This window comes from Reichenbachiella sp. 5M10 (assembly GCF_002742335.1).
Classification (GTDB): Bacteria; Bacteroidota; Bacteroidia; order Cytophagales; family Cyclobacteriaceae; genus Reichenbachiella.
Genome location: NZ_MDGR01000007.1, coordinates 286,579 through 309,603, shown reverse-complemented (window position 1 = coordinate 309,603; position 23,025 = coordinate 286,579). Strand labels below are relative to the sequence as shown.

The 23,025-nt window shown below is 45.9% G+C and carries 20 protein-coding genes; 6 read left to right on the top strand and 14 right to left on the bottom strand.

Features of this window, described 5'->3' with window-relative positions:
* Positions 1-60: 60 nt before the first annotated feature.
* Positions 61-2,010, bottom strand: a complete 1,950-nt coding sequence (locus BFP72_RS01300) for a tetratricopeptide repeat-containing sensor histidine kinase (RefSeq protein ID WP_099597380.1) — start codon at positions 2,008-2,010, stop codon at positions 61-63.
* 159 nt (positions 2,011-2,169) lie between these two features.
* Here BFP72_RS01300 and BFP72_RS01295 point away from each other — a divergent pair, with 159 nt between their 5' ends.
* The 3 genes from BFP72_RS01295 (at position 2,170) to BFP72_RS01285 (ending at position 4,461) form a co-directional block, all read left to right on the top strand.
* Complete coding sequence (locus BFP72_RS01295) at positions 2,170-2,661, top strand: RNA polymerase sigma factor (RefSeq protein ID WP_099597379.1); 492 nt, start codon at positions 2,170-2,172, stop codon at positions 2,659-2,661.
* Positions 2,645-3,307 (top strand): hypothetical protein, encoded by a 663-nt coding sequence (locus tag BFP72_RS01290; protein WP_099597378.1) that lies wholly within the window; start codon positions 2,645-2,647, stop codon positions 3,305-3,307. Before BFP72_RS01295 ends, BFP72_RS01290 begins: the two co-directional genes overlap by 17 nt.
* A gap of 110 nt (positions 3,308-3,417) precedes the next feature.
* Positions 3,418-4,461, top strand: coding sequence for a WG repeat-containing protein (locus BFP72_RS01285; protein WP_158233224.1), 1,044 nt, complete (start codon positions 3,418-3,420; stop codon positions 4,459-4,461).
* A 70-nt stretch (positions 4,462-4,531) separates the two neighbouring features.
* On the opposite strand, the gene BFP72_RS01280 is transcribed toward BFP72_RS01285, so the two are convergent.
* The 5 genes from BFP72_RS01280 to BFP72_RS01260 form a co-directional block, all read right to left on the bottom strand.
* Complete coding sequence (locus tag BFP72_RS01280) at positions 4,532-5,722, bottom strand: BamA/TamA family outer membrane protein (protein ID WP_143519895.1); 1,191 nt, start codon at positions 5,720-5,722, stop codon at positions 4,532-4,534.
* A 114-nt stretch (positions 5,723-5,836) separates the two neighbouring features.
* Entirely contained in the window at positions 5,837-6,613 is a 777-nt protein-coding gene (locus BFP72_RS01275) for a helical backbone metal receptor (protein WP_099597375.1), read from the bottom strand.
* A 70-nt stretch (positions 6,614-6,683) separates the two neighbouring features.
* Positions 6,684-7,178 carry a hypothetical protein gene (locus BFP72_RS01270; RefSeq protein ID WP_099597374.1) on the bottom strand — a complete coding sequence of 165 codons (495 nt, stop codon included), beginning with the start codon at positions 7,176-7,178 and terminating at the stop codon, positions 6,684-6,686.
* A 1-nt stretch (position 7,179) separates the two neighbouring features.
* Positions 7,180-9,294 (bottom strand): C39 family peptidase, encoded by a 2,115-nt coding sequence (locus BFP72_RS01265; protein WP_099597373.1) that lies wholly within the window; start codon positions 9,292-9,294, stop codon positions 7,180-7,182.
* Between the two features lie 173 nt (positions 9,295-9,467).
* A complete protein-coding gene (locus tag BFP72_RS01260) occupies positions 9,468-9,851 on the bottom strand; it encodes a hypothetical protein (RefSeq protein WP_143519894.1) in 384 nt (127 codons plus the stop codon).
* Between the two features lie 152 nt (positions 9,852-10,003).
* On the opposite strand from BFP72_RS01260, the gene BFP72_RS01255 reads away from it, so the two are divergent.
* A complete protein-coding gene (locus tag BFP72_RS01255; RefSeq protein ID WP_255397139.1) occupies positions 10,004-10,765 on the top strand; it encodes a peroxiredoxin-like family protein in 762 nt (253 codons plus the stop codon).
* A gap of 123 nt (positions 10,766-10,888) precedes the next feature.
* On the opposite strand, the gene BFP72_RS01250 is transcribed toward BFP72_RS01255, so the two are convergent.
* Both BFP72_RS01250 and BFP72_RS01245 read right to left on the bottom strand, forming a co-directional pair.
* Entirely contained in the window at positions 10,889-11,263 is a 375-nt protein-coding gene (locus BFP72_RS01250) for a DoxX family protein (RefSeq protein WP_099597371.1), read from the bottom strand.
* An 80-nt stretch (positions 11,264-11,343) separates the two neighbouring features.
* Positions 11,344-11,829, bottom strand: coding sequence for a hypothetical protein (locus BFP72_RS01245; RefSeq protein ID WP_099597370.1), 486 nt, complete (start codon positions 11,827-11,829; stop codon positions 11,344-11,346).
* Positions 11,830-12,781: 952 nt separating this feature from the next.
* On the opposite strand from BFP72_RS01245, the gene BFP72_RS01240 reads away from it, so the two are divergent.
* A complete protein-coding gene (locus BFP72_RS01240; RefSeq protein WP_221406454.1) occupies positions 12,782-13,657 on the top strand; it encodes a DUF488 family protein in 876 nt (291 codons plus the stop codon).
* Complete coding sequence (locus BFP72_RS01235; RefSeq protein WP_099597368.1) at positions 13,657-14,472, top strand: hypothetical protein; 816 nt, start codon at positions 13,657-13,659, stop codon at positions 14,470-14,472. Before BFP72_RS01240 ends, BFP72_RS01235 begins: the two co-directional genes overlap by 1 nt.
* Before the next feature lie 1,002 nt (positions 14,473-15,474).
* Here BFP72_RS01235 and thrC read toward each other — a convergent pair.
* From thrC to ilvA, 6 genes are all read right to left on the bottom strand, one after another.
* On the bottom strand, positions 15,475-16,770 hold the full coding sequence (gene thrC, locus BFP72_RS01225; RefSeq protein ID WP_099597366.1) for a threonine synthase: 1,296 nt from the start codon (positions 16,768-16,770) through the stop codon (positions 15,475-15,477).
* Positions 16,771-16,803: 33 nt separating this feature from the next.
* The gene (locus BFP72_RS01220) at positions 16,804-17,727 is read right to left on the bottom strand and encodes a homoserine kinase (RefSeq protein ID WP_073122614.1); all 924 of its coding nucleotides are present in this window, start codon (positions 17,725-17,727) and stop codon (positions 16,804-16,806) included.
* An 18-nt stretch (positions 17,728-17,745) separates the two neighbouring features.
* Entirely contained in the window at positions 17,746-20,190 is a 2,445-nt protein-coding gene (thrA, locus tag BFP72_RS01215; protein WP_099597365.1) for a bifunctional aspartate kinase/homoserine dehydrogenase I, read from the bottom strand.
* A gap of 472 nt (positions 20,191-20,662) precedes the next feature.
* The gene (locus BFP72_RS01210) at positions 20,663-21,031 is read right to left on the bottom strand and encodes a four helix bundle protein (RefSeq protein ID WP_099597364.1); all 369 of its coding nucleotides are present in this window, start codon (positions 21,029-21,031) and stop codon (positions 20,663-20,665) included.
* A 127-nt stretch (positions 21,032-21,158) separates the two neighbouring features.
* Positions 21,159-21,758 (bottom strand): hypothetical protein, encoded by a 600-nt coding sequence (locus tag BFP72_RS01205; protein WP_099597363.1) that lies wholly within the window; start codon positions 21,756-21,758, stop codon positions 21,159-21,161.
* Positions 21,758-23,023, bottom strand: coding sequence for a threonine ammonia-lyase IlvA (ilvA, locus tag BFP72_RS01200; protein WP_099597362.1), 1,266 nt, complete (start codon positions 23,021-23,023; stop codon positions 21,758-21,760). Before ilvA ends, BFP72_RS01205 begins: the two co-directional genes overlap by 1 nt.
* Positions 23,024-23,025: the final 2 nt, after the last annotated feature.

Genomic DNA, 23,025 nt, shown 5'->3' with positions numbered 1-23,025 from the left:
AACCTCTTTGTTTTTGACTGGCCCCAAACTAAAAACTGAGTGATTTGGAAATGTGGAGCACTAGCGTTGAATACTCGCAGCATCTAGCCGAATAGAAATCTTGGTCCCCTCTCCTAATTTGCTATCTATCCAAAACTTCCCCTTGGACTTTTCTACGAATTCCTTGACCAAATTAAGTCCCAAACCGCTCCCTTTTTCGTTGGCCGTACCTCGACGAGAGACGAACTCTTGGGTATAGAGGATTTTGTCCACTTGCTCCTGTGACATCCCAACACCATGATCCTCCATGGCAAAGGTCACACGCCCACCGGATGAGCTGGCCGAAAAGACAATCACCCCCTCTGCATGGGAAAACTTGATGGCATTGGAAAGCAGATTGCGAAGAATTGCCAACAAGGCTCTATCATCCATCCACACACGTGTTTCGGCAGACAATTGATCATCAATCTTGAGCCGTTTGTACTCAAGCTGATCTTGAAACAATTCTATACAATACGCCGCGGCATCCTTGAGCACCAAAGCACTCGGAGTAAACCGAAAGCCTTCTTGCTGAGAGATCGACCAAGACAAAAGATCGTTCAACAAAAGACTCACCGAATGCGAGGCATTGTTGAGTTCCTCGAAAAGTTCCTGTACTTCTTCTGATTCTTGTGATAGCTCGGGCTTGATCATGTCTATCAACATCTGAATATTGGCCACTGGCGCTTTCAAATCATGCGCTACAAAACCAAAAAGTTTGTTTTTGGTTCGATCTGCATGAGTGAGGAGTATTTTGATTTGATACAGTTTGACAGCCAACACCAGAGCAATCAGTAAGAGTATGAACAACACTGCCCCAAAGAAGTAATGCTGCTTGATCACCGCCTCTTGGTGTGCCAGTTCCTGCTGCTTCCATTCATTCTCTTTGGTCAGCAGTTCATTTTCCTTCTCCTTTTCCTCCAACTCGTACTTGCCCATGATGTCCAAGAGTTCGATACTTCGGTTGACACTGAGCAAAGAATCATGTACCTCAGCATATCGCTCGTGATAGTGATAGGCGTCTTGGTATCTCCCCTGTCTGGCATAGCAATCAGCCATCAGTTGGAGGACACGTGGTTTTTCTCGAGCCTCCCCTGTCTCGGCTATGAGAGCCAAACTCCGCTGATAGTACTTCAGTGCCAAAGCATATTCGTCGCGCTCCATATGTGTCAATCCTCTACTGTAACAAACAAAGATAAGTCCCGAGTTGAAGCCATGCGCTCCCAGCACAGCCTCAGATTTTTTGAAATACACAAGGGCTTGATCGTATTGCTGCAGATAATTATATGCCTCCCCGATATTGGCATAGGTCACTCCTGCATCTATCTCCTGCCCCAGGCGCAAATTCATCTGCAAGGATTGCTCATACGCAGCAATTGCCGCGGCATACTCTTCTTTAAAAAAATACACCACTCCCAAATACTCGTAGCTACTGGCCATACCCAGTGAGTCCCGGCTAGCCTCAGCCATGGACAATGCACGCTGATAAATCTCTTTGGCCTCATCGACCTCTCCTGTACTCACATAGATCCCTGCCAAGATATGCGAAGCGGTAATTACAGAGGCTGTGTCTCTCAAGTCCCTGAAAAGGGCCATACTCTCCACAATCAATTGGATGGATTTGACATTGTCGCCATAGCGCCAAAGGATATGAGACATCCCTTGCAGGGCTTCCGCTTTCTCATGAGACACCCCAAAGGAATCCGCTTGAGCCAATGCCAACTGATAGTATGCATAGGCTTGCTGAAAATGCCCCTGATCGTAGTGCACTTTCCCTAGGCGGTTTTGAAACGTCGCATACAGCCCACTCGAATCACCAAAACCCAGTTGCTTTGCACCTTCTTCGTATAGCTGAATCGCACAAGCATAATCCAAAGCTACAGCACAAGAGTCTCCTCGCTCCATCCAATCCGCTGTATCTACTGCTCTCCCTAGGGTAGACCACCCAGCCAAAAGCACCCACATCCAAATTTTAATCCCTGCTCGTACCATTTCTATTCCACCGACAAGCCATTATCTTACAACTACCCTCATTGGGTTTTAAAGACACAATATGCAAACTCATCCGATCGCAACTGTACAAAAAATCAAATTAATTTTCAAGCCCCTGTAATGATTCATGGTTTTGGCCACTAAACAAGAAAAACTTGAATGAGTAGTGATTTTTACACTTCGTACATATTGCCTTATGCGGCAATCATCATCAAAATCTGCCGAGCCTATACCAATACACAGGAAGATTTTGAGGATTACTACCAAGAGGTCTCGTTGCAAATCTGGCGGAGCAGAGACAATTTTCGCGAACAATCCGAATGGTCGACCTGGGTATACCGCATCTCACTCAATGTCTGTCTGACTCTACTCAAGAAGAAAAAGAAAAATGGGCAGTACTTTGCCTCGGACTACCTGCCAGACATCGTCACAGAGGACAGTCGAGCTTTTGCTGACGAGTCTCTCAACGCCCTCTATGATGCTATACGTCGACTTTCGGAAGTAGACCGAGCCGTCATACTGCTCTACTTAGAGGAGAAATCCTACCAAGAAATCGCCGACATCATCGGCACCAATGCCAACAACATAGGCGTAAGAATCAGTCGAATCAAAGAACGTTTAAAAACACTATTGGATGGAAAAGTCAATTGAAACAATCTGGAAAAATGGTTTTGTGGATAGCCATGCACTCATCGCTCCCAAACTCAACAATCTCTACAACCAAAAGTCACAAGACATCGTGGAGAAGTTCAAACATATGTTCAAGCTCAACCTATGGGGCCTAATGATCCTCGCGATGATCATGCTACCGATGAGCTTTGCCCTAGGCATGCCTTATATGGGAGTCCCTTTTTTCATCATTATCAACCTTACTGTTTTCGTCAACTATCGGCTGAGTCAATCACTCGGAGACCTAGACAAGAGTACCAACAGCTACGAATACCTCCGTTCATTTCACGAATGGCTCCAAAAGCAGATCCGCATCAATGCCCGCCTCTCCCGTATCCTCTATCCTATGATCTTCTCATCGATGCTTGCAGGCATGTGGTTCTTGGACTTCCATGGCGTACCCATGGGTACGAAACTGACCCAAAAGCTATTGGTTTCCTTTCCCGATCTACACTTGACCTATGGCGTCCCTACGCTCTTCTTGGCTGGGTTGGTACTCATCTGCGCAGCGATGTTTGCCCTAGGTGGCAAAATCTATACCCTAGATCTCAATATCGTCTACGGTCGACTACTCCGAAAACTCGACGAAATCATGGCCGACATGGAAGAACTCAGAAAAGAAAGCTGACACAAGACAATTTTGTGTCTTAGCAATAATTTCTTATCCTTGCCAGCGTATTAAGGATGATACAACTATTAAATTGTACAATTCTAACAATCAACTTAAATCCACCTATTATGAAAAGAGTACTCACTCTGGGCACGGTCTTGTTGCTATCCATACAATCCTTCGCCCAAACCTATGTCGCACAAGTCAAACCAACAGGCTCCAAAAACTGGGGGTATGTTGCCAGCTCTGGCGAAATGATCCTAGAGGACAACTACCGCAAGTGCACCGCGTTTTCTGAAGAAGGTCTGGCGCTCTACTACGTCCGTCCCTATTTCAAAATCATCAACCTCGAAGGAGAAGTCATCCCCAGTGACATCAACGGATACAAAATCCTAGAATTATTTGGGTTTGGCATGAAAGGCTTCCAGGACGGCATGCTCGCTGTGCATCGGGACGACAAGTGGGGCTTTCTCAATACCGAAGGAAAAGTCGCCATCGATTTAGAGTACGACAAAGTCATTGCATTCAATAATGGAAAATCTGTGGGACAAAAAGGGGAGAAGTTCTACCTCCTCAGCACAGACGGATCATCGTCGCTGATCGACATCCCCGACATCATAGAAGTCAATGATTTTGTCAACGGTCTGGCTCCTTTTCGCACCGCCGACAAAAAATGGGGCTTTATCGACTCTTCAGGACAAGTCGCCATCCCTGCCATGTACATGGCTGTAGGCTACTTCACCACAGATCTAGCTTGGGCACGTGGAGACAATGAGCTCCTCGGGTTCATAGATCAATCCGGGAAGTGGGTCATAGAACCCAAATTCCAAACAGCTAAAAGCTTTGACCCAACCAACGACATAGCACGCATCAAAATAGATGACCAATGGGGATACACCAACAGATCTGGTGATGTCATCCGTATAGAAGATACCAGCAAGTGGGAAGATTTCAATGACGGGCTAGCGCTCGGAAGGAAAGATGACCAATTCGGGTTCTTCGATGAATCAGGTCAATGGGTCATTGAGCCGCAATTCGAAGGGGCAAGACACTTCAAAAACGGTTTTGCGGCTGCCAAGAAAGATGGACTCTGGGGCTACATCGACAAAACTGGAAAATGGGTCATCGAGCCGCAGTATGCTGGTGTCAAAGACTTTGAAAAAGTAAACTAATCCGCCTCCCAAGAGACAAAAAGCCAGCTCGTCTTCTACGAGCTGGCTTTTTCATGAGCCAAAATTGACGCTAAAACACCTCGTTAAGCCCGAGGTACCAATTGAATCCGTCTCCATACCCCATATCAAAGGTCAGATTCGAGTCAGAAAACTTGTTGAACTTCAACCTTATCCCCGTGCCTACGGCAGGTTTGATGTATTCAAATGCCTGGCTTGCTTCCTCCAATTCACTCTGCATGTTGGCAAACACCACACCTCCAAACAGGCCATTTGGAGTGAAGTCAAAGCGAAACTCCGCCTCCGTATATACCATCTGCCTCCCCCTGAATCGTGCCCTATGGTACCCACGTCCCGTCCATCCAAAAAAATCCATGCCACTTGCAGGCATTTCGAGATAGGGCACCTCTCCATAGGTCGCCCAGTACAATCCCCAAAATGCCAACACACGATGTTTCTCTTGACTAAAATTGATGTACTTGCGTGTATCCAAATACATCGAGTACCACAAATCGTCACTACCCATCCAAGTAGGGTTGACCCTTAGCGTCAGGTTGACATATACGCCTTCGAGTGGATTGATCGGGTTGACCCGGCTGTCGATCAGCATATCAACAGTCAACCCTGACGATATACTCGTGCCCTCCGTCCCGTAAGGGTACAAATCAAAATCGGTCTGACGATCTGCCTCAGACTCCTCCCGAATGTCATAATAATAATCCAAGGCATAGCCTCCACCCAGATACACGTGATTCACCAGACGCTTGTTGAAGGAGACATGGGCTCGGCTCAATTTGTACTTGATCACAAACAAACTGTCTTCAGAGGTATTTGCTCCCAAACCATAGTTATCCTGTGCATCCTGTGTAAACTCCAACTTGCCTGGTATGTTCCAGTTGTTGCTAGCAAGCCAGAGGTTGGGGATGGCCTTGAGGTGAAAATACGTACGTAGATTTGTCGAAGGATATAGCGTGACATTCGAAAACTTGGTATCCTCGGCATTGCCCAAATGAAAGGAGGCATTGACCACAGAAATAGCGATGTTGGGACCTCCTGATCCGGACGACAGAGGCATCAGCGAAAAATACACCTTCTTCTCTTCCTGCAACTTGGCTTGGTTGACACTATCACGGCGCTTCTTGAATACCACGTCCAAAATATCTACCTGCGCCTGTATACTATCACTGACCACTGGTTCTTCTTGCTGCGCCCATACATTTTGGATCGCAAACACAAGTACTATACAAGCAAAAAGGGATTTCATGTCAGGTCGATAGGGGGCCTTATTTTGTTTGATATACAACTTAAGATTTCTCCTCCAAGAAACAAAACCAAGAGAAAGCCTTCGTGCAAAAAAGTCTCGTTTCACCCCTGCTCGCTAGTGTCCAGAAACTATCGATTCGAAATAGGCTGCACTCAAACGCAACCGACTCCCGTACCAACTGTACATCTCCCCATCGACGAGCAGCACGCGACTATTGGGCAGCAAAGCTTGCATGCGCTCCAGATGCTTTTCCTGAAAAGGGAAAGGTTCTGAAGAGAGCATCACGATCTCGGGCCGAAGTGCAACGATCTCCTCGTCCGTCATGACAGGGTAGCGTGTAGCGGTCACGGCGTTGACATAGCCGGAGCGCTGCAACATGTCATCGATGAAAGTGCCTCGCCCAGCACTCATCCATGGCTCCTGCCAAATCAGGTAAAGCACACGCTGCGGCTTAGTCTGAGTCAGAGCCTCGAAAGATGCCTCGATCTCATCTGCCAGTGCCCTCGCCCGAGACTGACTCTCTGTGAGTTCGCCCACAGACCGGATCATCTCGAGTGCCTCTGACAGGTCATGGACATCACTCACCCAGACAGGGTAGTGTGGCATCAGTGCCTCTACATCCTCTCGTATATTTTCTTCCTTGTTGGCGAGGATGAGATCGGGCGCTAGTGAGGCAATCACAGCATGCTTCAGCTGCTTCGTGCCACCTACGCGCGTCTTGGATCTCCACCACGCATCGGGGTGTACACAAAACTTGGTGAGGCCTACTACTCGGTCTCCCATCCCTAGGTCGTACAGCAGCTCAGTCAACGATGGCACTAAGCTAACAATCCGCTGAGGCAACTCAGGGACAATCACGAGTCTATCTAATTGATCTTTGTACTGGGGCATTTAGGAAATAAACTCCGTTTCAACTAGCATATTGAATATACCATGGTCGTTTTCACAAATCCCCCAACTTTTAAGGTGCTTCACATTCCTTTTCAACATGCTTGTCTTCAGATTTCTTGAATTTACCATCAATAACTATGTAGGTCAAATAATCTGTTCCACATTCATAATCAACCACCACCTTGAATTGCTCCCCAAGTTCATATGTCGTTTTCGTATATACATACGGGTCACCAATCTCGGACAGTACTAGTTCATCAAGTATATTTTCATCAGAATCTACGAGTACTGCAAATATTGTATTACTAATGGATAAGACTAAAATAGACGTATCATCATCAAAGCTTATTTTACCTAAAAGGTCATATGTATCAAAATACCAAAATGACAATTTAGAATTACTGTCAGTTACTTTATAAGATGATGTGCTAATCTCAACTGATTGAAAGCCCTCTTTATTTTGAACATCAAAGAAGGTACCTACTGGAATGATATTCTCCTTTTTCACAGGTTCGCACCCAAAGCAGATTAACAAAAGAAAAAATACAATTGATTTATGTTTCATATTAATATTGTTTTTTAAAAACTACTGCATACTTGATTTCTGTTTTTAGCAAATCCTCCCATTTCCACAAATTATCTTCTCCCACACCTGATTCTGTAGATTTAGAATTTCTATTATCATATGCTCCCTCACCCTTTTTATAATACCCGCTTAAACCTGATTCTCTATCGCCTAAGTGATCACTCACCTTACCATATGGATCATCAACTCTCAACCCCTCAAACTCTATCCCCTGTAACCTTACAATGTGCCCCTTACTCGATTTGTATGAAAAAGCAGATAAAACTATCCCTGCCCCTTCTTTCAATTCCCCCTCCAATTTAGACCTTAAAACATCCTCTTTATTCGAACCCACATTAATTGTCTGAGATGTAACACCAAGACTAGATGCTAGCTTTGACCAAGTAAGGTCCTTTGTTCTTGGCAAACCTGGAAAATCCTCTATGCGTTTACCTTCTAAATAATCCTCAAATTGAATTTCGGGTTCTGGATTACTGACCCCCAAATATTCTAATGCCATAGCTACACTAGTTAAATTACACATGATGTCCCCTGCAGTACTATTAGAGTTTATCCAATCATGTTTCTTCTCATCACTTTCCGTTGCATCAGACTCATTATTTCGTTGATTCTTATAGTTGACTTTAGATTGCAACTCAATGTAATATTTAGCTTGACCTTTTTTGGGTAATTTGGCTACTAGTTTTCTTACTTCAGCTATTTGTTCAGGCTCAAGCCTTTCTTGAGACATTAGTCGATCCAAATCATTTTTCCCTTCTTCTCTTTCACTACTCGTAAATTTCTTCAACCTCCCTATCTCCTTGCTATAGTCACTCATCGATACGAGCCAAGCCTCTAGAGCTGACTGCATCTGCACCAAAAGATCATCCTCGACACTGGCCAGTTCTGCATCTGTCATCCGTTTCATCAGGGCATACACCACGTTGTCTCTGTCCATTCTGCCTGACTCCTGGAGGAGTGCCATGACGAATTTAGGATTGATCAGCACGTACTCTTTCAGCGCCTTGGCTAGTTGGATAGTATCAGGGTATTTTTCGATAAACCGTCTGACATTGTCAACTGTAGCAGCTTCTTGTTCTATGCATTTGATCCTTTCGGCCTCTTGCTCCGCTTTGTGCTTGGCTTCTGCAGCGGCTACCTTTTTCTCCTCCTCTTTTTTCTGATCGGCTTCCCTTTTGGCTTTGAGAGCGGGGTACGCGGCGAGCTTCTTTTGTACAAGATCACAATCCATGCGCTCTGCCACCATCTCTTTCAAAGTAGCACTATTGGGACCAGAGATGTTTCCATCTGAGCTTTTCCAATGAAGCACCTCCTCTTGAAACCGTGTGATCGCAGCGATTGTCTTTTTGATTTTCTCCTTTTCTACCGAGGGAGTAGGAGTATTGTTGACCGAGGTACTTTCCTCTACAAATGCGGTCTCAGACAGTATTCCTAGATTGAGCAAGGCTTTTTGGATAATGAGTACGTCAGCCTTGAGGTTCTTAGCCGAACCAGCACCTACACCTGCAGTGATTTGTGTGTTTTTGTTCTTGACTTGCTTGGATTCTGCATCACTTTTGAGAGAGGCCTCCGACCCGGTGTACTCTCCGAACACTTCTCCTCTGACGATGACACCCCACTTGAGGCCTATGAATTCGGCTTCCAATGCATCCACGAAACCTCTCGTGCCGACTTCATACCCGGCACTCCACATCTCAGCTTCAAAATCTCTAAAGGCTTGTTTGAGGTTTGGGTGCGCCTTTCCATGTTTGAATAGTGTATCTCTTTTTAGTTTAGAATAGTGCTTGTCAGCCCCTGCTCTTTCGACGGCTTGTTTGGAAGCTTCTTTTTGAAGATCCGCTTCTGTGCGTCTCGGCGCTTTTTGGCTTTCTGGCTCTACTGTCGTTGCTCCTGCGCCAGACCCTACGAGATTTTCTAGGGTGTGTACATCCTCTGCAAGGAATTGTTCAATCTGAGTTTCTACGGGAGCTTCCGAAGCTCTTCTTCGCGCATTCTCTTCAGCTACTTTTTTGAGTACTTCTCTTTCTCGATCGCTAAGACCCGACTCAGATCTTAGGCTTGCGTTCGAGCTTTGCTCTTTGTCAGCATAATACATAGGTTGATCCTGGTTGGTTGGTTAACGGTCGTAAAGGTAAAAATTATTCCCAATCAACCCAATGTACCCCTCTTGAAACCCAAACGGATTCAACCAAGAGCCTGCGCAAGTTATACGTCAAGCCACAGCTGACATCACTACATTCATCTAAGAGACTCGATCGTCACATCACCTTATTCTTCGACCAAAGTCAACCTTAACCCAGCATATCGATCTCCGGTATCATTCACATCGATTTGATACGTGTAACTGCCCGTTTCGAGAGGAGTCTCTCCGACGTAATCTATAGGCTGTAAGGTATACGTCTCTCCTTCTATCTGTAGTTCTACAAAGGCATACCTGTATGCTCTATCAAACACTTTATAGGCTGATTTTTGCCCAGCCAGCAGGTCGCCAAAATCGACATCCCCAGTGGTGGTATTGACTACAACCGTATGGTAGTCATATTGACTCTCGTTTGACAAACGAATATTCAGTACGTTAGGATTTTCGGCATCCTCGTTAGAGCAACCCGCGAGTATTGCTGTTGTTACCAGTATTACAAATAGACTCTTCATGGTTTTCATCTTTTCCCTAAGACACACAAACGGGCAATTTAGTTGTCGTCTCAATCAGCATTGACACAAAATCAACCGAATCATCTCTATAAGGAACCTTTTGACCAAGGATACGGTTACCTTTACCGAAACACAACAATCAATTTTACAAAATGAAAAACATTGCATTATTCAGTCTATTGGTCCTGTGCACGGTATGGGTCAGCTGCACACCCAAAAAGAAAGAAACACCCATGGAAAACACAACAGAAACTCCAGTAACGGGAAATTCGCTCCAAGCAACCCTCGATGCAAAAAAGGCGGCTTTCGAAGAAAAAGCCTCTGACGAGAAAAAGAAAATCTATGCAGAAGGCATCGCAGCGGTCGCAGAAAGTGGCGTACTCTCCAATGCCAAAAACGTAGGAGACCAAGCACCAGACTTCACCCTGACCAATGCCCTCGGCGAACAAGTCTCACTCAGTGACTACCTCAAAAAAGGGCCCGTCGTACTGACCTGGTATCGTGGGGGATGGTGTCCCTACTGCAACTTGACGCTCAACAGCCTCCAATCAGAGCTGCCCAACTTCCAAGCCGAAGGAGCCAACCTCCTCGCACTGACTCCAGAGCTACCTGACAAGTCCATGTCTACCAAAGAAAAACACGAACTGGCGTTTGAAGTACTCAGTGATGTACAAAACCAAATCGGCAAGCAGTACGGTATCGTGTACAAACTCACGGATGATGTGGCCGCCAGCTACCAAAAGAGCTTTGACCTACATGGCTACAACGGTGACGAGAGCGACGAGCTACCTCTAGCCGCCACTTATGTGATCGATACCGACGGCAAGATCACCTATGCATTCTTGGATGCAGAGTACCGCAACCGTGCAGAGCCTAGCGAAATCATCGCTGCACTACAGGCACTCAAGAAGTAAATCCATCGACTCCAAAGAGTTGGTTAAGTAAAAAAGGCGAGGTACACATACTGTGTACCTCGCCTTTTTTGTGACCAGTACATTGACATCCCTGCTTGGAGCGAGGGTGTCCACCCGTTCATTTTAGCTAATCATCGGCATGTACTTGTCCTTGTTGTCTAGGATCGCCCAGAGGTTGATCGCTAGCATCACCAAGGCCACCACCAAGGTCGACGGATCATGCACAATGTGGTGAATCACAATCCCTACCATCACAGGCAAGATCACTATCGCACCCAAAGCTCGCAGCTTCGGTATCGCAATCAAGATCCCTCCGACCACTTCTACAGCTCCCACCAACGGAAACAACCAGCCGATCGTAGCAAAAGCACCAAACAATGCCATCTGCTCCTCGCTCATCTCTGGCATAGGCATGTAGTTGAAAAATTTGCTCAAACCTGAGTTGACCATCATCAACCCAAACAGTACTGTCAGTACCAAAAGTATTTTACTTTTCATAGTTCAATTTGTTTTCGATTAAATGCAACGAGAAATAAAATAAAAATGATTCAAATTTCTCGCCTCCGCTCAAAATAACTTTACCCCTTCTCCTTGATAGGGCGATAGATCATCACTTTGCCTTTGGTGACTTGGTCGAGGCGAAAGTTGCTCACACCGACTTTCTTGCCCCACTCCCCTGTATTTTGGTGGGCAATCTCGTAGTTCATTGGGGCATTGACTTGGTATACGATGGCCGTATGCTGCGCCATGGTTGCCGAATAGGTCGTATTGCCCTCCTGCCACTTCATCTCGACATTTTCGAACTGGATCAAGTCTCCCGGTAGTACCTCTTCCTTCTTAGGGTTGAGCTTCCGACCATAGATACTGATCGTTTTCATCGAGCTGCGGTCAAAGTACGCCCCGGAGTACTTCAGCGCCCCAGCGGCTAGATCCCAGCATTCGCCACGGTCGACCTTTGTCCCCATGACACTATCCACATACTCGACGACTTTTTGATTGAGTTCGGGCAGGTCGGTCTGGAGTGACAACCCAATGAGCAGGACAGACAAGACAGATTTGATCATAACAAATGTTGTTTTTGGTTCGGCTACTCCAACGGAATAAGAACTGATGGGTTGTCTGCAGCTGCTGTGTCTCGTATCTCTTGTAGCCTACTCTTCGACCACACAACTCTTGCTGTTCGTTCCATCGCCCTCATCAAGAAACCCCTCCAAGCTTACAATCTCTAAAAATAGCTCAATGCTAACCATAGGTCAACAAGTCCAAAGACTTGCGTTTTATCAGTAAGTTTCAAGTACTTTTAAACCGAAAGGAACACTTGAAACAGCGGGGTGGCATTTGTCCTATTAAAGACAAGTCTTATTCCAAAAGGAAGGCTGATTTTGCCAAAAATCGCTAAAAAACCACAGCCTCTTCATCACGCAAAACCCGTCAAAAAAGGCTTTTGAGCAAGATTTATGCGCTTTGAGCAAAAACTAAGCTTACCAGAGCCTGAAGCTAAGCTTACCAGAGCCCCAACCTAAGCTTACCACAGGGTGGAACTAAGCTTACCTCGGCCCTGAGGTAAGGCAACATGGGGGCCGAACTAAGCTTAGGTTGGACAGGTCAGGTCTCATCCCCCTCCCAACCCAAAATATAGCACCCATCTCATAGCGTATTGTGATATACCAAGGGATTTGCCTGTAGCCTTGGTATATATCGACAGGAAATACTAGTTTGGCTTTACCAAGCCGATCAGCAGTCGGCTTCCCGCAGCATCATTCGAGAAGAGAAAACATTTTTTTAACGTATATAAACACGTGCAAACGGGTTTATATACATTTGATTCAGTGCGCATTATAGTGCACACGAATGTTAGATTTAAGTGCCCGCCAAAGAAATATTCTGCAATAAGCACATATGCAAGTCGCGCAACCCTCCCAAAACCAAAACTTGCAAATGTGCTTAAAACGATCAAAAATGGAATCCTGATCTTAGATTTCGTAACTTTGCAAAATGTACTACAGGAGGAAAATATTGTTTGCGATACTTGAAGCATTTGAAGGAACTTTGTCCCATACAAAGCTTCAAAAGATACTTTTTCTTGTAACTCGTAAGCAGGCCGAAAAATCATTTGATTTTGTACCGTATAAATTCGGTAGTTTCTCATTTCAGGCCAATCAAGACTTATTAACACTAACTAAAAGGGGCTTTTTGAGTAATCAAATATCCAACAAGACTTCTAATTGGGTTTTCGAAAGCAGCGACAACTACTTCCATGCATTGAAAAAAGAAGACCAAGCAGCAATCAAACAGACGATAAAGGAAGTAGATGGGTTAACTCAAAAAGAAATGGTGAGATACACATATCGTAAATACCCATATTTTGCCATTAACAGTCAAATAGCTTCTGAATTACTAACCAACGAAGAACTTGAGAAAGTGGCACTCCAAAAAAGAGAATTCAAAGAGCAGGCTTTTTTCACAATTGGCTATGAAGGGATTAGCCTTGAGAAATACTTGAACAAACTGATTATTAATGGTGTGCGCTTGCTTTGTGATGTCCGTAAAAACCCTTTGAGTATGAAGTATGGGTTTTCAAAAAACCAACTAAAACATGCTTGTGAAAGCATAGGAATCAATTACATGCACATCCCCGAATTGGGAATCGAATCAAATAAAAGAGCTGATTTGAAATCAATTAATGACTACAATAGACTTTTTGATGAGTATGAAAAAACAACACTTGTTGAAAATAACGACCAACTCGAAAAAATATTAGACCTAACTAATTCATTTCAAAGAATTGCAATAACTTGTTTCGAAAAAGAACCATGCATGTGCCATAGAAGTAGAGTTGCTAACTCACTTAAAAAGCTTCCTGCATGGGATATTGAACAGAAGAATTTGTAATGCCTAAGGAGAAAGTCTTAATAACTGTAAAAACCTACCCTTCTATCTCCGAGAAATATGATGAACTTGTTTGTACTGCTGGATTTAGGGAAGATGGTTCATGGGTAAGGATTTACCCTGTTCAATTTAGAAAGAAAACTTACAATCAACAGTATTCTAAGTACCAATGGATTGAGATTGATCTTGTAAAAAATACAAGTGACTTCAGAAAGGAAAGTTATCGTCCTTATAGTCATGAGACCGAGATCAAAATTATTGGAGAAATCAAACCTGATGGAGACGATTGGAGGGAAAGAAGGAAAATCGTTTTAAATAAAGTTTATACTAATCTTAAAACACTTTTCGCAGAGGCCAAAGACAAGAAAATCGGAACCTCTCTTGCTGTTTTCAAGCCCTCTAAAATTCATAAGCTTGAGATTAAGGAGGTCGATAGAGAATGGAGCAAAAAGAAACTTGAACAGATGAGCCAACTCAACCTTTTTGAATCTGAGAATAAAGGAGAGTTTGAGGTAGTGAAGAAGCTACCATACAAATTTTCTTACAAACTGTCAGACAATGAAGGTACAGAAAGTACTATGATGATTGAAGATTGGGAGATTGGTCAACTTTTTTGGAACTCACTAAGAAGGCATGCTGGAGATGAAAAGCTAGCTTGCGAAGATGTTAGAAAGAAGTATATAGACGATTTCGCAAGGACTAAGGACTTGCATCTTTTTTTGGGAACAACTAAACTTCACCACAATACTGCCCCCAATCCTTTTGTGATAATTGGAACTTTTCACCCCAAGCCAACTACTCAGATTTCGATATTCTGAGCAGCCACACACATTGTCAGATCGCGTAGACCTACCCACAAATCCAAACCTGTCAAAGAGTGTGTCTGCGAGATTCTGCAATTGGCGGGACAACTAAAAATCTAACAAACGATATAAACGCATGCCTCAAACTGCCTAATTGAAACTGATCTGTGATCATTCTAGGAACCAAGCCGATTGATATTAAAGATGAAAATAAATTTGACCTAGCTAGATTGATAATCGATAAATACGGCAAAGGATATTCAAGTCACCCGAGATTAACATCGATTCTTGAAATGAATAAAATCTCCTCTAAACATTGGTTGAGTCGAGATGAAGAAGCAAACGCATTTGATTCGAAGGAATTTGTCAAACTCCATCAGTCTACTCTAGCTAAAGTATCCAAATGCTTCTAATCAGTAGACGGCTGACGGTCAAATGCCCCCGCTCTTTTAAGTCTTAGCGCAAAGAGAGACTTAAAAGCATATATACAGGGCAAGTCTCCAAACTTGCTCCACCAACTTTAAATCGTAATGATTATTCATAACTCAAAACTGACAATTAACAAAACAACATATAAAGCACTATAAACCAACGTTTTACAAACTATTCACAATACACACAATTAACATGAATACGAATCCAAAATTAACACCTTAAATAATTAGAACTTAACATGTGAATAAAAACAGATGCCAATCGAGTAGATGGCTGACGGTCAAATGCCCCCGCTCTTTTAAGCCTTAGTGCAAAGAGAGACTTAAAAGCATATATACAGAACAAGTCTCCAGACTTGCTTAGTCCTAATTGGCGATCTTCATTGGCTCAATACCCAGCCATAACCATGCGTTCATCAGGGTATCAAATCAGAAATCAGCAGAGGGAGCGGTGAGCCGTTCCATTCATAAAAAAGACCTGATAGGTTTTGAGAACCTGTCAGGTCTAAAAAGTATCAGCTTGAATGGTCAGATAGCCTCATGGCAATCAAAACCCCTCCATGGCAGGCATGGAGGGGTTTTGTTAGGCCTTTTCTAAGATTTGGATCAACTCGTCCTGTGTCGCATCGATCTCGGTGGCGACTTTGGTGCGCTTGGCAAACTCCGCTAGGCGCTCAGGCATCTCTACAGGCTGCTGGATGATAGGTTCGACCACATCACCAAACTTGGCGGGATGCGCCGTCTCCAAGAAGACCCCTACGCTCCCCTTGTGATCCTTCATGTATTCTTTGAGACCGAGGTAGCCTACTGCGCCATGTGGGTCGAGTAGATAATCGGTCGCTTGATAGACCTGCTTCACAGTCTCAGCGGTTTGTTTGTCGTCGTAGGCATAACCTTTCACGCCTTCTTTCATCGCCTCCCATGACGAACCGAAGACCTCTTTCATACGGTAGAAGTTGCTCGGGTTGCCGACATCCATGGCGTTGGAGATGGTCGAGGTAGACGGGCGCGGTGTGAACTCACCAGTCGTCAAATACGATGGCACGATATCGTTGACATTGGTCGATGCGACGAATTGCTTGACAGGCAGTCCCATCTTTTGTGCCAGCAGGCCAGCTGTCAGGTTGCCAAAGTTGCCGCTCGGCACAGACACCACCAGATCACCCTGATCCTTGAGCAAGGCATAGGTCCAGAAGTAGTAAAACGACTGAGGAATCAAGCGCGCCATATTGATCGAGTTGGCAGAGGTCAGGTTGTATTTCTCCTTCAGTTCTTTGTTGAGGAAAGCGTCTTTGACCATTTTTTGACAGTCGTCAAAAGTCCCACGCACTTCGAGTGCTTGGATGTTTTGACCAAAAGTCGTGAGCTGTTGCTCCTGTATTTTGGAGATCTTCCCTTTCGGGTAAAGGATGATCACATCGATGTTTTCCACCCCAAAGAACCCACTCCCTACGGCTGCCCCTGTATCGCCAGAGGTCGCCACGAGGATGGTAGATTTCTTGTCGCTCTTGGCAGAGAAGTAGCTCAGGCATCTCGCCAAAAACCTCGCCCCCACGTCCTTGAACGCACAGGTAGGACCGTGGTACAGCTCCAGCGAATAGACCTTGTCCTCCACCTCTACCACAGGCAACTCAAAGCTCAAAGTCTCCTCGACGATCCGTCTCAGGTCTGCCTCGGGGATCTCCTCCCCGATGAACTGACTCGCCACCTCGTAGGCGATATCGTGCAGTTTCATGTCCCCGATATTCTCGAAAAACTCTGCCGATAGCGTCGGGATATGGTCGGGCATGTACAGGCCATTGTCATCCGGCAACCCGTTGAAAATCGCGTCCTCATAACTCACCTCTGGGACTTGTCTGTTCGTGCTGTAATATCTCATGGTATTCTTCTCTTGTGTATGGAGTATTGTGACTTAAAGAACTCTCACGCCTTCTGTGCCGATTTTGGATAAGTAAGTATAAGCCAGTATGCCTACTTCGTCGTAGATGGCTTGCATGCTGGCCTTGATTTTTTCTGCGGTTGCTTTGCCCTCGGCAAATGCGAATATCGAAGGGCCTGACCCAGCGATGCTGCATCCGATGGCACCCTCTTCGAGCGCTTTGGCCTTCACTTCGTCATAGAGCGGAATCAGCAACTTGCGTACCGGCTCGACGATATGGTCCTCCATCGAGCGACCAATCAGCCCAAAGTCCGATTCGTACAGTCCCGACACGAGCCCACCGACATTGCCCCATTGGGCGACTGCTTGGTCGAGCTTGACCGTCTGCTTGAGCATACGCTTGGCATCTGTGGTCTTGACCACCACCTGTGGGTGGACGATCGCCACGTACATGTTGTCCGGTGTGGGCAACTGCAGCACGTCGAGTGGCCCATAGGCACGCACGAGCGTAAAACCGCCGAGCAGGTTGGGCGCGACGTTGTCTGCATGTGCCTTGCCTGAGAGCATTCTTTCTCCTTCCATCGCGAACTCCACGAGCTGATGCGTATTGAAAGGTCGGCCGATCAGTTCGTTGACCGCAAACACAGCGCCTGCCGAGCTCGAAGCACTCGTCCCCATCCCACTACCGGGATGGATCTGCTTGTCAAACGCGAAGCTGTAGCCCTTCTTGATACCTGCTGCATCGAGTAGCGCCTGAGCGGCCACCGATGCGACGTTTTTGTCAGGCTTGAGCGGCAGATCAAACTTGTCATTTTCGAGGATGACCATCTTGTCATCAGACAATTCGGTCACGACCATTTCTTCGCCTATGCCATCGAGAGCGAACCCCAAAACGTCATATCCACAGCCTACATTGGCGACTGTAGAGGGTGAAAAAACTTTGATTGAATTAGACATGGCTTGACTCGGTTTTTGTTAGCTATTTGCGATGCGCATTACGTCCGCAAATATACCCGAAGCTGTCACTTCTGCACCCGCTCCGGCGCCTTTTATCACCAAAGGCTGATCCTGGTATCGGTTGGTATAGAAGAGTACGATGTTGTCTTTTCCTTCCAAGATATAGAACGGGTGGTCTTTCGGAATCTCCTGCAAGCCCACAGATGCTTTGCCCTTGTCAAAGGTCGCTACGACCTTGAGACGGCAGTTTTTGGCTTCTGCATCGCTCACCAGTTTCTGAAACACCTCGTCGTGTTGTTCTAGGCTGGCATAGAACTCTTCGTTGGTTTTCGTATCCATACAGGCCGCTGGGATGAAGGATTCGCTGACGATATCGTCCAGTTCGAATTTCAACCCACTCTCGCGGATCAAAATCAAAATCTTGCGCATCACGTCTACCCCGCTGAGGTCGATTTTCGGATCGGGCTCGGTGTAGCCTTCTACACCCGCTTGCTTGACCACATCCACGAATTTCACCCCTGGTTTGAAGGAGTTGAAGATGAAGTTCAAACTACCCGAAAGGACGGCTTGTATCTTTTGGATTTTGTCCCCGCTCTTGATCAAATCCCCTAGGGTCGTCAAGACAGGTAGCCCTGCACCGACGTTGGTCTCGTAGTAGAATTTGGCCTGGTATTCTCTGGCGGTGCTTTTGAGGTTGACGTAGGTATCATAGTCGGATGCACAGGCGATCTTGTTGGGCGTGACGACCGAGATACTCTTGCGCAAGATGCCTTCGTAGAGTCCTGCAATCTCTGCATTGGCGGTATTGTCCACGAAGATACTGTTGCGCAGGTTCGACTCGACCATCTTGTCTACGAATACCTGGGGAGCCATTTTCTCTCCTTTGGACTCCAGTTGCCCTTTCCAATCGGCGAGATCGATCCCGTCTATATCGAAGAGCATCTGACGGCTGTTGGCAATCCCCACGATACGTAGGTCGACATTTTCGAACTCATCCAAATAGTTGTACTGCTTCTTGATTTGCTCGATGAAGGTACCGCCGACATTGCCGATCCCGATCATGAACAAGTTCATGCGCTTGCGCTGGGATAGGAAAAAGCTCTCATGCAAGACGTTGAGTGCCTTGCTGAGGTGCTTCTCTTCGAGCACCACGGTGATGTTTCTTTCGGATGATCCCTGCGCGATGGCTTTGATACTGATCCCGTTTTCGCCCAGTGCAGAAAACATCTGCCCACCGATCCCAACGTGCTCACGCATCTTGTCACCGACGAGTGCCACGATGGCCATGCCTGTCTCGACCTCTAGCGGGTCGATTTTGCGCAGGCTCAGTTCGAGCTGAAACTCCTCCGCAATGGCTGCTTGGGATATCTCGATGTCTTTCTTGTCTATGCCCACACAGATCGAGTGCTCCGAAGAAGCCTGCGTGATGATGATGACATTAACTTTGGCTTCTGACAGTGCTTTGAACAATCTGAAGGAGAACTTCGGCACACCGACCATGCCACTGCCTGTCAGGTTGAGCAGCGCGATATCGCTGACGCTGGATAGTCCCTTGACGAACTGCTTGTCGCCATTGGCATCTTCGCAGATGGTAGTCCCCGCGTCCTCCGGTGCAAATGTATTTTTGATTTTGATTGGAATCTTCTTGTCCAACACGGGCTGGATCGTCGGTGGATAGATCACCTTCGCCCCAAAGTGCGAGAGCTCTAGTGCCTCCTGAAACGACAGTTTCTCGATCGGATGAGCCGCTGCAACCTGACGCGGATCAGAAGTCATCATGCCGCTCACGTCAGTCCAGATTTCAAACGAATCTGCATCCAAGGCCGCCGCGAAAATAGCCGCTGTATAGTCAGACCCTCCTCTACCCAAGGTAGTTGTCACGCCCTCTGCATTGGACGATACAAATCCTGGACAAACCACCAAATTGGCCGCTGTAGGAATATAGTCTGTGATGTTCTTGTTGGTCGAGGCAAAATCCACGTTGGCATTGTTGTGGATATTGTCGGTTTTGATCAATACGCGTGAGTCACCAAGGTCGGTTTTCAACCCTTCTGCGTTGAGGAAGTCCACGATGATATTGGATGAAAGTATCTCCCCAAAGCTAAGCACCTTGTCCAAGGTCTTTGGCGAAAGCTCACGAATCAGGTAAATCCCCTTCATGATGTCTTCGAGATCATTGAGCAGGATTCTGATCTTGCTAAAGGTCACCGATTGGCTCTTGACCGGAATCAATTCCTTGATCGTATCGAGGTGTCTCGCTTCGATCTGTGCCAACGACGCTTCGTAGGACTCGTCACCCACTGCTGCGAGATCGCTGCATGCGTGTAGCAGATTGGTCACTCCGCCTAGAGCCGAAACCACACAAACGGTTTTCTCAGGCTGACCTGCTGCTAGGATATCCTTTACTTTTCTCAAGTTGTCTGGGGTACCTACGGATGTACCTCCAAATTTTAATACTTTCATTTATTTTTACGTTCAAAGTTTAATGCCTGCCATCGACAGGCACGTTGACTCTCGTCAATTTATATTCTTGTATGTAACAAACACTTCAATATTCATTATTAACAATATCGAACAAGGAATGTTGAGTAGTGAATGGCGAAGTTATCGCTTATCCCTTCTTCTGATTTCCTTCTGCTGTGACTACACTTCAACGCTATGAAGAGTAGAATCACTTCAATATTCGTCATTCCTTGTTCTTTATTCGATGTTCAAAATATCGAACAAGGAATGTTGAATAGTGAATAGCGAAGTTATCGCTTACACCTTCTTCTGATTTCCTTCTGCAGTGACTACACTTCAACGCTATGAAGGTGGAATCACTTCACAACCTACCTTTCGATAGATCAATTCAATATTCTGTATTCAATATTCGACATTCGTTATTAACAAGATCGAACAAGGAATGTTGAGTAGTGAATGGCGAAGTTATCGCTTACACTATCTTCTGATTTCCTTCTGCAGTGACTACACTTTTTACAAAGATTGAAATCAACTGATTATTCTCATCCAAAATCTTTTCGATCAATTCCATGTGGTCAAACAATTTGGCTCGCTTAATAATTTGAAGATTGATATAAGACTCTCTCAATTCTTTCAATACTACTTTCAGTTTATGAATAAAATCCCGTCTGGATTCCCCTGCCTGAGCCTCTCCATAATTCAATGCTACTGAAGTCCCAGACCGAACCAATTGCCCAGCCAAATGATTTCCTGCTTTTGAACTAGGCATTTTGTCCACAACATCAATGATCGAGACCGAAAATTCAATTAGTCTTTCTTCTAAATCATAATTGTACTTCATACTTGGTTGGTTCTAGTCACTCACTTCAATATTCGACATTCCTTGTTCTTTATTCGATGTTCAAAATATCAAATAAGGAATGTTGAATTCCGAAGTTCGTATATATTTCATTCAATCTATTGATCGTCTACCAACTTTTGCCTCTATCCAGCCATACCCTTCGCAGGTTCAGCAAAAACAAAAGCACGACCCACAGCGCACACGCCTGATACACTACTGGTGGTGAAGCCAGTGTCAAGTCTCTGTTCCACCTGCCCAAATAACTCACAAAAAAGATCATCTCTAGGTACACAAAAGCGAACAGCAACATGGCATATACGCCACGAGTGAGCTCCTTTTTATCCCATAGGATCAATGGCATGATCAGAATAATCACGTACCCGATGGCTCCTCCTAGACTTTTTCCAGTCCACAACTCCCACCCCAACAGGTGGTGCGTCATCGCCAAGAAGTAAAAATGTACGGCATGATTAACAGCCAATACAAGCCACACCGTCCATGCGACTGTTTGCTTCTGATTAGAAGCGTATATTGTCTTCCAACCCTCCAGTCCGACCCATAGATAGAGTCCTGAGAACAACCCCAGTGACACTCTCGCTGAGTACCTTGCTGTGAGTTGATATTGGATCGCTTTGTCCGCGAAAAACTGCCCTACTCCCCAGAACAAAACCATCTCACCGACCACTACAGCCAGTACCCACAGCGCTATGTTCTGAGCTTTCTTCACTACACCAAATACTGCAACAAGTCCGGCTTGTCGTTGAGATACTCGTAGACAAAATTCTTGGCAGTCATGCGGTCCAGCAGCCCTTGTAAGTTGTCTTTGTTTTGCAACTCGATTCCGATCAAAGCGGGTCCTTTTTCGCGGCTGTGCTTTTTCGAATATTCGAAGTGCACGATATCATCTCCTGGTGATAGTATCTCCGAGACGAACTCCTTGAGTGCCCCCGCTCGTTGTGGAAATCGCAAGATGAAATAATGCTTGAACCCCTCGTAGAGCAACGAACGTTCCTTGATTTCTTCGGTACGGGTGATATCGTTGTTGCTGCCGCTGATCACGCAGACGACATGCTTGCCTTTGATCTGCTCCTTGTAGAAGTCCAGAGCGGTCAGCGTCAAGGCGCCTGCAGGTTCTACCACGATGGCTTCCTCGTTGTACAGCTGTAGAATCGTCGTACAGATCTTGCCCTCTGGCACGAGAATAATCTCCTCCAGCCCGTCTTGGCAAATCTCCAAAGTCTGAGTCCCCACGGCTCGCACTGCCGCACCATCTACGAAAGTGTCGATCTCGTCGAGGGTCACATTCTCCCCTGCAGCGATGGAGTCACGCATGGCCGGTGCTCCAGCAGGTTCTACCCCGATGATTTTGGTCGCTGGCGACAGTTCTTTGAACACCGTGATGATGCCAGAGGCCAGACCTCCACCCCCGATCGGTACAAACAAATAGTCGATGGGCGCACCAGTATCATTGGCGATCTCTAGTCCTACTGTTCCTTGTCCTTCGATGATTTTCTGATCGTCAAACGGATGTACAAACGTCGATTGGTTTTCTTCGCAATAGCGCTGCGCCTGCTTATAGGCGTCATCGAAGGTGTCGCCTGTCAGTACGACTTCTACCTTGTCCTTGCCAAACATCTTAACCTGCCGGATCTTCTGCTTGGGCGTGACATTCGGCATGAATATCGTGCCGCGTATACCTAGCTTCTGACAAGAATATGCTACGCCCTGAGCATGGTTGCCGGCACTGGCACAGACGATTCCATTGTCTTGTTGGGCCTTGCTGAGGCTTGCGATTTTGTTGTAAGCTCCACGGAGCTTGTACGAACGTACGACCTGTAGGTCTTCACGCTTGAACTCCACCTCCGCATCGTAGCGCTCGGAGTAGTTAAGATTGGGCATGAGCGGAGTATGCACCGCCACGCCTTCCAGCCCCTTGCTCGCTTTCATCACACCTACCAGTGTAGGTTTATTGGATTTGACAGCCGACTCCATAG

Coding starts and splice junctions, on each gene's coding strand:
- BFP72_RS01300 (WP_099597380.1), bottom strand. CDS start 2,010: ATGGTACGAGCAGGGATTAAAATTTGGATGTGGGTGCTTTTGGCTGGG.
- BFP72_RS01295 (WP_099597379.1), top strand. CDS start 2,170: ATGAGTAGTGATTTTTACACTTCGTACATATTGCCTTATGCGGCAATC.
- BFP72_RS01290 (WP_099597378.1), top strand. CDS start 2,645: ATGGAAAAGTCAATTGAAACAATCTGGAAAAATGGTTTTGTGGATAGC.
- BFP72_RS01285 (WP_158233224.1), top strand. CDS start 3,418: ATGAAAAGAGTACTCACTCTGGGCACGGTCTTGTTGCTATCCATACAA.
- BFP72_RS01280 (WP_143519895.1), bottom strand. CDS start 5,722: ATGAAATCCCTTTTTGCTTGTATAGTACTTGTGTTTGCGATCCAAAAT.
- BFP72_RS01275 (WP_099597375.1), bottom strand. CDS start 6,613: ATGCCCCAGTACAAAGATCAATTAGATAGACTCGTGATTGTCCCTGAG.
- BFP72_RS01270 (WP_099597374.1), bottom strand. CDS start 7,178: ATGAAACATAAATCAATTGTATTTTTTCTTTTGTTAATCTGCTTTGGG.
- BFP72_RS01265 (WP_099597373.1), bottom strand. CDS start 9,294: ATGTATTATGCTGACAAAGAGCAAAGCTCGAACGCAAGCCTAAGATCT.
- BFP72_RS01260 (WP_143519894.1), bottom strand. CDS start 9,851: ATGAAGAGTCTATTTGTAATACTGGTAACAACAGCAATACTCGCGGGT.
- BFP72_RS01255 (WP_255397139.1), top strand. CDS start 10,004: ATGAAAAACATTGCATTATTCAGTCTATTGGTCCTGTGCACGGTATGG.
- BFP72_RS01250 (WP_099597371.1), bottom strand. CDS start 11,263: ATGAAAAGTAAAATACTTTTGGTACTGACAGTACTGTTTGGGTTGATG.
- BFP72_RS01245 (WP_099597370.1), bottom strand. CDS start 11,829: ATGATCAAATCTGTCTTGTCTGTCCTGCTCATTGGGTTGTCACTCCAG.
- BFP72_RS01235 (WP_099597368.1), top strand. CDS start 13,657: ATGCCTAAGGAGAAAGTCTTAATAACTGTAAAAACCTACCCTTCTATC.
- thrC (WP_099597366.1), bottom strand. CDS start 16,770: ATGAGATATTACAGCACGAACAGACAAGTCCCAGAGGTGAGTTATGAG.
- BFP72_RS01220 (WP_073122614.1), bottom strand. CDS start 17,727: ATGTCTAATTCAATCAAAGTTTTTTCACCCTCTACAGTCGCCAATGTA.
- thrA (WP_099597365.1), bottom strand. CDS start 20,190: ATGAAAGTATTAAAATTTGGAGGTACATCCGTAGGTACCCCAGACAAC.
- BFP72_RS01210 (WP_099597364.1), bottom strand. CDS start 21,031: ATGAAGTACAATTATGATTTAGAAGAAAGACTAATTGAATTTTCGGTC.
- ilvA (WP_099597362.1), bottom strand. CDS start 23,023: ATGGAGTCGGCTGTCAAATCCAATAAACCTACACTGGTAGGTGTGATG.